The 8240-nt window shown below is 68.0% G+C and carries 8 protein-coding genes and 1 pseudogene; 3 read left to right on the top strand and 6 right to left on the bottom strand.

Translation table 11 applies throughout. The features are described 5' to 3' along the window. The coding region (locus VFA06_RS10245; protein WP_349260143.1) for a tRNA (adenosine(37)-N6)-dimethylallyltransferase at nucleotides 1–347 on the bottom strand (347 nt) is incomplete at its 3' end. A gap of 181 nt (nucleotides 348–528) precedes the next feature. Between VFA06_RS10245 and VFA06_RS10240 the strand changes: the two genes are divergently transcribed. Then, a complete protein-coding gene (locus VFA06_RS10240; protein ID WP_324840229.1) occupies nucleotides 529–852 on the top strand; it encodes an antitoxin in 324 nt (107 codons plus the stop codon). 195 nt (nucleotides 853–1047) lie between these two features. On the opposite strand, the gene VFA06_RS10235 is transcribed toward VFA06_RS10240, so the two are convergent. Further along, nucleotides 1048–1827 (bottom strand): class III extradiol dioxygenase subunit B-like domain-containing protein, encoded by a 780-nt coding sequence (locus VFA06_RS10235; RefSeq protein ID WP_324840228.1) that lies wholly within the window; start codon nucleotides 1825–1827, stop codon nucleotides 1048–1050. A 21-nt stretch (nucleotides 1828–1848) separates the two neighbouring features. After that, nucleotides 1849–3363 carry a tRNA (N6-isopentenyl adenosine(37)-C2)-methylthiotransferase MiaB gene (gene miaB / locus VFA06_RS10230; protein ID WP_324840227.1) on the bottom strand — a complete coding sequence of 505 codons (1515 nt, stop codon included), beginning with the start codon at nucleotides 3361–3363 and terminating at the stop codon, nucleotides 1849–1851. Nucleotides 3364–3665: 302 nt separating this feature from the next. On the opposite strand from miaB, the gene VFA06_RS10225 reads away from it, so the two are divergent. After that, a complete protein-coding gene (locus tag VFA06_RS10225) occupies nucleotides 3666–4505 on the top strand; it encodes a glutamate ABC transporter substrate-binding protein (RefSeq protein ID WP_324840226.1) in 840 nt (279 codons plus the stop codon). Nucleotides 4506–4747: 242 nt separating this feature from the next. Here VFA06_RS10225 and VFA06_RS26075 read toward each other — a convergent pair whose 3' ends face one another. The 3 genes and pseudogenes from VFA06_RS26075 to recA all read right to left on the bottom strand — a co-directional run bounded on the left by VFA06_RS26075 (nucleotide 4748) and on the right by recA (nucleotide 6822). Then, nucleotides 4748–5152: a regulatory protein RecX gene (locus VFA06_RS26075; protein WP_414639864.1), complete on the bottom strand. Its 405-nt coding sequence runs from the start codon at nucleotides 5150–5152 to the stop codon at nucleotides 4748–4750. 21 nt (nucleotides 5153–5173) lie between these two features. After that, nucleotides 5174–5713: pseudogene (locus VFA06_RS26070) on the bottom strand (hypothetical protein); the annotation flags it as partial. Further along, nucleotides 5710–6822: a recombinase RecA gene (gene recA, locus VFA06_RS10215; RefSeq protein ID WP_324840224.1), complete on the bottom strand. Its 1113-nt coding sequence runs from the start codon at nucleotides 6820–6822 to the stop codon at nucleotides 5710–5712. The gene recA and the pseudogene VFA06_RS26070, both read right to left, overlap by 4 nt. Before the next feature lie 459 nt (nucleotides 6823–7281). Between recA and VFA06_RS10210 the strand changes: the two genes are divergently transcribed. Beyond that, nucleotides 7282–8240: cytochrome c oxidase assembly protein (locus VFA06_RS10210; protein WP_324840223.1), on the top strand; the 959-nt coding region annotated here is incomplete at its 3' end.

Below are 8240 nucleotides of genomic sequence, written 5' to 3'. Positions count from 1 at the left end.
CCGCCGACCAGGATCGCCGGGCGGCCCTCGGCCAGCAGCCGATCGATGACCGACCGCGCAAGGCGCTGATATTCGGCTACCGCAGCGCGTTCCGTGACCGGCCAGATGTCGAGCAGATGGTGCGGTACGCCCTGTCGCTCGGCTTCAGTCAGCTTCGCGGTGCCGATGTCCATGCCGCGGTACAGCTGCATGGAGTCGGCGTTGACCACCTCGCCCCCGACTGCTCGTGCGAGCGCCACAGCCAGATCTGACTTGCCGACGGCAGTCGCGCCGACCACGGCAATGACCGTCGGACGGCCGTGTACCGCACCGTGACCGTCGGTCTGCGCTAGGTCCGTCTGCGCCACTTCGGCCCGCTCTGCTTCCGAGCGCCGCGCCTGCGCCGCCTGCTCTGTCACTGGCCCTGTCACGGGCCCATTCTCCCAGTTCCCGGGCTCACGCTCCGACGCGCGATGTCCGCTTATGTCGCATATGCTCGGATGATCGGGCTGCCGGAACACGGCGGCCCAAGACCGGAGGGCCAGGACTATGGGCATCTTCGACAGGTTCAAACACAGCAAGACCCAGGGCGGCGGCTCGGGCACCGCGATGATGGACCGGGCGCGCGGGATGCTGCACGGTCACAGCGACCAGGTCAACAAGGGCGTCGACAAGGCCGGGCAGATGGTCGACGACCGGACCGGCCACAAGTACACCGACCAGATCAACACCGGCACGGGCAAAGCCAAGGACATGCTCGCCGAGCAGGGCGAGCGGGGCGCAGGCGGCGAGCCCGGAGTCGGCCCGGACATGCCGCAGCCCGGCATGGGCGGCATGCCTGGTGAGGACGGCGCACAGCCACCACAGAGCTGACCCGCTGATGCGCCCTGCGGAGTGCGTGACACCGTAGGGCGCCGACGCCTCACGTCGGTCGGCGCCACAGTGGACCCCCGACCGTCCACAGCTCCACGATGTGCTCGACTCCATGCGGTGCGCCGAGGCTAAGCGCCGGCCGGCGCCACCGCGGATCCGCCACCAAATACCCGACCCCCATATGGCGCACCGAGGCTAAACGTCGGCCGACACCCTTGCGGCCCCGCCAATCCTCCACAACGCCACGAAATAGCCGACGCCATACGGCGCGCCATACGAGAGCAGTTCGCCGTGCCACGGGCGCTCTCCGGCGCCTGAGTGGCCGGACTGCGCGGCGTCGGCGGCTTCTGCAGCCCCGGCCAGCACCTGCCAGGGCGCGCGTCCAGCCGCCATCAAGTCGCTCGCGGCCGTCGGATCGATGGCCGCGAGCGACTTCGTGTCTACGGCGGCCAAGGCGCGGGCGACCTCGTCGTCGAAGGGCTCGGCGCGCTCGTCGAGGTAGCCGGGAGCTTTAAGCGTGCGCCGCGCGGAGCCATCGGCCATGACCAGGAACGCCACCCGCTCGCTCCCGCCGGCCAGTTCCTGGCCCAGCCTCGCGCATTCCTCCGGCACGGTATCCTCGCCGATCTCCCAGCCCTCACGCACCGAAGTGCTTGGCGGGAGCGCAGCGTCGAGCAACCACTGGGCGACGAGCAGGCCACAGCACGGCTCGACGGTCGTGTCCTCGCCATCGTTGGCGCCACCGACCGCGAGATCAACGCCGAAGCGACGGAACGTGCCCTCGAGCCGCCCTTCCCGCGCGCCCGAACCAGCGCTGGACGCGATCACGACGACTCGGTCCGGCTTTTCCCGCCCCAGCTGCGTTACCGCGTCGATGCATGCCTTCCGAACGTCCGCCAGCTCTTCAGCCGCACCGCCTGCGACCGTTGGCACGAGCAGAGGCGTCTGCGGGCACACTGCGGCCGCAACCAGCATGCTGCGTCTTCCTATCTGAGCTCAGCCGCACACAGGGGCGGCAGGCAGCGGCGCAGGAACCCCGACGGCGGGCATCCCGAGCGACACGACCGGCTTGGTGTCCTTCGCTGCGTTACGCGCCTCCCAGGCGTCACCGGAGCGCAGCCGCCGCAGCGTGCGTACGGCGCTGCCGCCGTTCTCTCCGTCCGCGACGAGGTGGTGCGGCGCGGCGTAGGTGATCCGGGCGGTTACCAGGTCGCCGGGTCGGGGCCGTTGTGCGTCATCCGCCTCACCGGTCGCCGCGTCCCCGACGGCGAAGTGCACCAGCCGGTTGTCACGGGCCCGGCCGGACATCCGATGTGTCGCACCGTCCTTGCGGCCTTCGCCCTCGGCGACCAGCAGCTCGACCTCCGTGCCGACCAGCTTGCGGTTCTCCGCCCAGGAGATCTCCTCCTGCACAGCCACCAGCCGCTCGTAACGCTCCTGCACGACCTGCTTCGGCACCTGGCCGTCCATCTCAGCAGCCGGCGTGCCGGGGCGCTTTGAGTACTGGAACGTGAACGCGGAGGCGAACCGGGACTCGCGCACGACGTGCAGCGTCTGCTCGAAGTCGGCCTCGGTCTCGCCGGGGAAGCCGATGATGATGTCGGTCGTGATCGCTGCGTGCGGGATGGCCTTACGCACCCGCTCGATGATCCCCAGGTACCGCTCCTGCCGGTAAGAGCGGCGCATCGCGCGCAGCACGGAGTCGGAGCCGGATTGCAGGGGCATGTGCAGCGAAGGCATCACGTTCGGCGTCTCAGCCATGGCCGCGATCACATCATCGGTGAAGTCGCGCGGATGCGGTGACGTGAAGCGGACCCGCTCCAGCCCCTCGATCTGCCCGCAGGCGCGCAGCAGCTTGGAGAAGGCCTCGCGATCGCCGAATTCGGCGCCGTACGAGTTGACGTTCTGGCCGAGCAGCGTGATCTCAACGACGCCTTCGGCGACCAGCGCCTCGACCTCGGCCAGGATCTCGCCCGGACGCCGGTCCCGCTCGGTACCGCGCAGCGAAGGCACGATGCAGAACGTGCACTTGTTGTTGCAGCCGACCGACACCGAAACCCAGGCCGCGTAGGCCGACTCACGGCGGGTCGGCAGCGTCGAGGGGAAGGCTTCCAGCGCCTCGGCGATCTCGACTTGCGCCTCCTGTTGCACGCGCGCGCGTTCAAGCAGCACAGGTAGCGCAGCGAGGTTGTGCGTACCGAACACAACGTCGACGTAAGGCGCTCGCCGCACCACCTCACCGCGGTCCTTCTGCGCGAGGCAGCCGCCGACCGCGATCTGCATACCGGGCCGCTGTGCCTTGACCGAGGCGAGGTGCCCGAGGTTGCCGTACAGCCGGTTGTCGGCGTTCTCGCGCACGGCGCAGGTGTTGAAGACCACCACGTCGGCCGTCTCGCCGTTCTCGGCCCGCTCGTAGCCGGCGCTCTCCATGAGGCCGGAGAGCCGCTCCGAGTCGTGCACGTTCATCTGGCAGCCGTACGTGACGATCTCGTACTTCCTGGAGGAGGACATCCCAGCCGAACCACTCTCATCCGCGACGCGTGGGGCCGTGCGACGGCCACGTGACGCATTTTGCCACGTCGAGTGGCGAACCCGTCTTTCGTGCAGGCCGCAGCCCGGTCCGAGACGCAGATCGCGGCCTCGTTACCCGACCGTTATCCCCTGCCGTGACGAATAAGGCTGACAGGCGCTACCTTTCCACACCGGGAACCGCAGTCGGGGCGGCACGCGTGAGGGGCGGAACTGTGCGACGACGGGGATTGCTGGGATTGCTGCTCGCGATAGGCCTCACCGCGGGCACGACCGCCGGATGCGTGACCATCTCCCCCATCGCGGCCACCGGTGATTTCCCCGTGGCCGCCGGGGTCAGGCTGGACGACTCCTCGACGTTCCAGCGGATGGCGGCGCGTGACCAGGGCAAGGGCCGCATTGTTATCGGGGTGAAGAACGACCAACCGGGGCTCGGTTACTACGACGAGAACAGTAAGACCTACACCGGCTTCGACATCCAGATAGCCGAGTTGGTCGCGGCCGGGCTCGGCTTCAGCCGCTCGCAGATCCAGTTCGTGCCAGTGACCACGGCGAACCGGGAGAACGCACTGCAGAACGGTTCGGTCGACCTGGTGGTGGCCTCGTATTCGTACACGCCCGACCGCGCGCAGGTCGTCTCGTTCGCGGGCCCATATTTCGAGACGATCGACGGTCTGCTGGTCCGCTCGGACGAGCAGATGACGAGCCTCGGCTCGCTGACCGCGAGCGACAGCGTCTGCTCGACGTCGGGCTCGACCTCCATCAACCCGATCAAGTCGCTGAGCAGCGCGCACACGGTGTCCCGCAGCACGTTCTCGGAGTGCGTGTCCGCGCTGAAGCAGCACAGCGTTGATGGCGTGTTCACCGACCTCGCCGTGCTGGCCGGCTACGCGGCCCAGGACCCGCAGCACCTGCGGCTGATCGCGATCCCTCAGGCCGCGGCGCCTCAGCTGTACGGCATCGGACTGCCGCTCGGTGACGACCTGCTGCGCCGGAAGATCGACAGCATTCTGGTCGCCGCCGAGAAGGACGGGACCTGGCAGGCGATCTTCAATGCCACGCTTGCGCCCTCAGGTATCCAGCCGATCGCGCCGCCGGACGGTGTCTGGACGCCGAAGTCCTGACGCCTGCACCGGATGGGACCGAGGCTTAATGGCTAAGGCGCACTCCCGTCGGCGTCCGAAACGATGTCTGGTCGGACTGTGTTCGATCGGTCAGCCGACGCACGGCCATCCAACCTCCCGCAGCGCCAACTACGTTGTCTCAACACCAGGCGACAGACACGCCTCAGTCCACGCCGTGCCCACGTGAGCGCCCCAGCCCGCGCCCACGCTATTTCCGACCACCTGGCGCTGCAATCACCGCGTCAGTCCACGCCAAACTCCGCGTCGTCGGCTTCGAAGTCACCGAAAGCCTCAGCGGCCGCTTCGGCGGCTTCCTGCTCCTCAGCAGCCGCTTCCTGGACCACGTGACGCACTGCGCGCGACACGATCGCGCCTGAATAGCCTTTGCGGGCGAGGAATCCGGCCAGGCGGCGAAGCTTCACCTCGGCCGCCACGGCAGGCATCCGGTCGTATCGTGCGCGAGCGATCCGGCACGCGGTCTCGAATTCCTGTTCCGGGTCGAGCGCACCGACCGCATCCGCGACGACGTCGTCCGCGACTCCGCGGCGGCGCAGCTCCGCGGACAGGGCTCTTCCGCCTTGTCCGCGGATCCGGTGCCTGGACTCGACGAAGGCTTCGGAGTACCCGACGTCGTCGATCAGGCCCACCTCTTCGAAACGATCGAGGACTGCCTCAGCTGCTTCCGGCGCGATGCCCTTGCGTTGCAGCAGTGCCTCTAGCTGGCCTCGGGTCCTGGCCGCTCGCGAGAGCGCGTCCAGAGCGATCCGGCGAGCGGCCGCTTCACCGCCACCAGCCGACTCCGAGGCTGCGGCGTCCGCGCCGTCGCCGTCCTGCCGGGACTCGACGGCGCGGTTCGACGACCGACGCCTGCCACGCTGCTCGCGCCGACCGCCACCCCGGCGGCCCGGATCCGCATCGAATCCCGAGTCCGAGCCTGACCACTCGCTCCGACGATCACCCGCACGACTCGGACCTGCCTCGAACTCTAGATCCGTCCTCTGCCGCTCTCGCCGACCGCCACCTGCCTGATCCGAGTCCGCGTCGAGACTTGTGCCCCAGTCCGGTCGCTCGCGCCGACTACCGCCCCGGCGGCTCGAACCCGCATTGAATCCCGAGTCCGAGCCCAGCCGGCGGTGGTCGTCATCGTGCTCAGCTGCGTGCCTGTACCCGTGCTCGCGCCCGCGCCCGCCGCTAGGCCGATCGGTCACAGCCCGGCTGCGTCAGTGCTCGCCGCCTTGGCTCGCGACCGCGCGGGCTTTGCCGGAGCCTCCGCCTCGGCGGCAGCGGCAGGCTTGGCGTCCACGGCCGGCGCGTCCAGCTGCGGGCCGACGCCCAGCTTCTCCTTGATCTTCTTCTCGATCTCGTCGGCGATGTCCGGGTTGTCCTTCAGGTAAGTGCGCGCGTTCTCCTTGCCCTGTCCGAGCTGTCCGTTCTCGTAGGTGTACCAGGCTCCGGACTTGCGAACGAAGCCGTGCTCGACGCCGAGGTCGATCAGGCCGCCCTCGCGGCTGATGCCGTGGCCGTAGACGATGTCGAACTCGGCCTGCCGGAAGGGCGGGGCCACCTTGTTCTTCACGACCTTGACCCGGGTGCGGTTGGCGACCGCGTCCTGACCGTCCTTCAGCGTCTCGATGCGGCGCACGTCGAGGCGCACCGAGGCGTAGAACTTCAGCGCCCGGCCGCCGGTCGTCGTCTCCGGCGAACCGAACATCACGCCGACCTTCTCGCGCAGCTGGTTGATGAAGATCGCGGTCGTCTTCGAGTGGCTCAGCGCTCCGGTGATCTTGCGCAGCGCCTGGCTCATGAGCCGGGCCTGCAGACCCACGTGCGAGTCACCCATCTCGCCCTCGATCTCGGCACGCGGCACCAGGGCGGCGACCGAGTCGATCACGATGATGTCCAGCGCGCCGGAGCGGATCAGCGTGTCCGCGATCTCCAGGGCCTGCTCACCGTTGTCCGGCTGCGAGATGTACAGGTTCTCGGTGTCGACGCCGAGCGCTTTCGCGTAGACCGGGTCGAGGGCGTGTTCGGCGTCGATGAACGCGGCCAGGCCGCCGGCCCGCTGCGCGTTGGCGACCGCGTGCAGGGCCACGGTCGTCTTTCCGCTGGATTCCGGGCCGTAGATCTCGACGACGCGCCCGCGCGGCAATCCGCCGACGCCCAGGGCCACGTCGAGCGCGATCGCCCCGGTCGGGATGACGTCGATCGGCGCACGCGTCTGGTCGCCCATGCGCATCAGCGAGCCCTTACCGAACTGCCGCTCGATCTGCGCGAGGGCCGCGTCGATCGCCTTCTCCCGATCGGTTGACGCCGCCATGGTTCTCTCGCCTCCGTGTGTTGGTTCCGCGGTCTGGGCCGCCGGTTCGCCAGTTGCGACGAGAACGCTACCGGCCACCGCCGACAACACCGCCGCCTCCGTGAGCGCGCCCGTCTCGGTGGCTCCCGGATCCCGCGACCACCGTTCAGTGGTCACTGTTTCACGCCGCTGGGGCCGCGGGTGCGGAAATACCGGAAAATCCAGGCAAACCAATCCGCACGGCACCGGGGACGGCCGTTCGATCTAGAACGATAGTTCGAAGTCTATCCGCCTGCACCGACATCCACCGCAAGGTTGCACGATGGCGTGTCGCGGAACCATGATCGCGCCAGACCGCAAGCGTTTCGACCATCTGTGCGAGTCGCGCGCAGTTGGGCGGGTCCAGCCCCGGTGTCTGAGCGAGTTCGCCCGATTGCCTACCATGTGCGAGTACAGGCGAAGCCACGAGGTGATGCGCGCATGACGACCGGACTGCCCGGAGCGGGCTCGCACACGATGGTCAGTGCCTATTCAGGGCCACCCCTTCTGCAGAACAGCGCCTACGTGACCCAGTGGACGCTGAACCCCTGGGTGCTCGGCGTAGTCGTGGTCGGCGCGGTGCTTTACATCGCGGGCGTCAGACGCGTCAGGGCACGCGGAGGGACGTGGCAGCGCGGACGCACAGTCCTGTTCCTCTCCGGCCTCGGCCTGTTCGCGTTCGTCTCTATGTCGTTCCTCGGTGCATACGAGCGGACGCTTTTCTGGCCAAGGGCTGTGCAGAACACCCTGGTGCTCATGGTCGTGCCGATGCTCTTGGCGCTCGGTTCACCGCTGGCGCTGATCATGGAGAACTGCTCCGAGCACGGCCGCGAGCGAATCATCGGTGTGCTGCGAAGCCGACCGGCTTATCTCCTCGGTTTCCCGGCCACCGTCTCAGCCGTCTTCCTAAGTACGCCGTTCTTGGTGTATCTCACGCCATGGTTCGAAGCGGCCATGCGCAGCGATTTTCAGAATGAAGTACTCCGGTTCACGCTACTCGTGGTCGGCTATTACTACTATTGGATGCGGCTTCGCATTGATCCGGTACCGCACGAATACCCGCACATGGTGTCTGTCTGGATCACATTCGCCGAAGCGGTAACAGACGGCGCCCTCGGCATCATTCTGATGTGGGGCAGCTACAAAGTCGCCGGGGACTACTACACGGCGCTACACCGCCCGTGGGGCATGTCGCTTCATGACGACCAACTCATCGGCGGCGGAGCGATCTGGGTCGTCGGCGACATGGCCGGCCTGCCGTTCATTGGGGCCCTTTGGCGGCGGATGTTCCGCGAGGACGAGCAGGAAGCCGCAGTCGTAGACACGCTGCTTGATGCACTTGAAGTGGTGCAACACGCCGAGGCTGCGGAGCTTCCCGGCGAGGAGTCGCTGCCGGAGGG

This window comes from Actinocrinis sp. (genome assembly GCF_035653575.1).
Classification (GTDB): Bacteria; Actinomycetota; Actinomycetes; order Streptomycetales; family Catenulisporaceae; genus Actinocrinis.
Note: the sequence above shows the minus strand (reverse complement) of the source record. Positions and strands in the feature narration are given on the sequence as shown.